Origin of the sequence: Arthrobacter sp. SDTb3-6, assembly GCF_013376095.1 — a bacterium.
Taxonomy (GTDB): Bacteria; Actinomycetota; Actinomycetes; order Actinomycetales; family Micrococcaceae; genus Specibacter.
This window is the reverse complement of record NZ_JAAMFN010000102.1, coordinates 1-1,712: the sequence shown is the minus strand read 5'-3', so window position 1 is coordinate 1,712 and position 1,712 is coordinate 1. Positions and strand designations below refer to the sequence as shown.

Below are 1,712 nucleotides of genomic sequence, written 5' to 3'. Positions count from 1 at the left end.
TAGCCTCGAGATTTCATCGCGGGTGTGACTTCGCGGCGTCATTAAAGCCTGAAAGGTGCCTCTGACATGGGAAAATGTAGTTACCACACAACATTTTCTACACAGTTTCAGGAGCACCTTGCAGGTGAACAACATTACCGGTTTTTACCCCTCTGTTCGAGTTGATGCCACCGGGGGCGGGGTTGTGTCCCAGGGCGGCGGGATCGTCCTGACGGAGATGCTGAAGGCATCCGGTCTGACCACCGGACTGGCAGGAGTGCTGGAGCCATGGCGTAAGCCGTTCGCCACACACCACCCTGGCAAGATCCTCACGGACCTGGCGTTGTCGCTGGCAACGGGTGGAGACTTCGTCTCCGATATTGATCGGCTCCGCAACGAGCCCGACGTGTACGGCTTGATCGCCTCTGATCCCACGATCAGCCGGCTCTTCAAGGTCCTGGCCACCGCACAACCGGCGAAGGTGTTGGCGGCGATCAACAAGGCCCGTGCCGCATCGAGGGCGCATGTGTGGGAACAGGCCGGTGAAGCCTCGCCCCTGCATGGTGCCAGCAGGAAGAGTCCGCTGGTCATCGATCTTGATGCTTCCCTGGTGAATTCCCATTCGGAGAAGGATGATGCCCGGCCTACGTGGAAGAAGGGCTTCGGCTTCCACCCGCTGTGTTCTTTCATTGACCACGGCGGCACAGGTACAGGAGAGCCCCTGGCCACCTTGTTGCGGCCCGGCAATGCCGGCTCGAACACGGTCGCCGACCACATCCAGGTCGTGAAGGACTCCATTAAGCAGTTGCCGAAGGGGTGGCGGTCCGGGCGGAAGATCATGATCCGCACGGACTCTGCCGGTGGCACGCACGGGTTCCTAGATTGGCTCACTGCCAAGGGGCGTAATTTCTCTTATTCTGTCGGGTTCACGATCAGCGATGCCGTTGCCAATGTGTTGCCGCTGATTCCGAAGAAGGGGTGGACCCGGGCCTACGACAGCGACGGTACAGAACGAGACGGCGCCTGGGTTGCCGACATCACCGGCATGCTCGACCTTTCCGGCTGGCCGAAGGGGATGCGGATCATTGTCCGCAAGGAAATCCCGCACGTGGGCGCCCAGTTGAGGATCACCGACATCGACGGGCACCGGTACACGGCCATTGCAACGAACCAGGAACACGGCCAACTGGCTGACCTTGACGTCAGCCACCGGCTCCGTGCCCGCTGTGAAGATCGGATCCGCAATGCCAAGGACACCGGTTTCGCGAACCTGCCGTTCAAATCCTTCTCAGCCAACGAACTCTGGTGCCATGTGGTCATGATGGCCACAGAGCTCATGGCCTGGACCCAGATGATCGGCTTCAACGACTCTAAGGCCCGTCGGTGGGAACCGAAGAAGCTCCGGGCCAGGCTCTTTGAAATCGGCGGGAAACTCGCCAAACACGCCCGCCAAACAACCCTTCACCTGGCCTCCAAAGCGCCAGAGGTGCAATTGCTGCTCAAGGCAGTGAAACGGATCGCCGCGCTCAGCCCGCCATAGACGGCAGCCAGCCCGACCATCCGCCACTCATCAGAAGCAAGTACCAGCACCACCGTGACCGGTGTGGAACCGTCACCGACCACCGCCCCACAGGTCAGCGGCCAGAATGTCACACCCAAATGCCAAAATGGGAACCATCAGGCAGACGGTCAGCCCTGATCCACCAGAAACCTCGTGTCATGAAAGTTCGAGG

Annotated in this window: 1 protein-coding gene; it reads left to right on the top strand. The window is 60.3% G+C overall.

Features of this window, described 5'->3' with window-relative positions:
• Window positions 1-124 precede the first annotated feature (124 nt).
• The gene (locus tag G6035_RS19450) at window positions 125-1,519 is read left to right on the top strand and encodes an IS1380 family transposase (protein WP_176618749.1); all 1,395 of its coding nucleotides are present in this window, start codon (window positions 125-127) and stop codon (window positions 1,517-1,519) included.
• Window positions 1,520-1,712 lie beyond the last annotated feature (193 nt).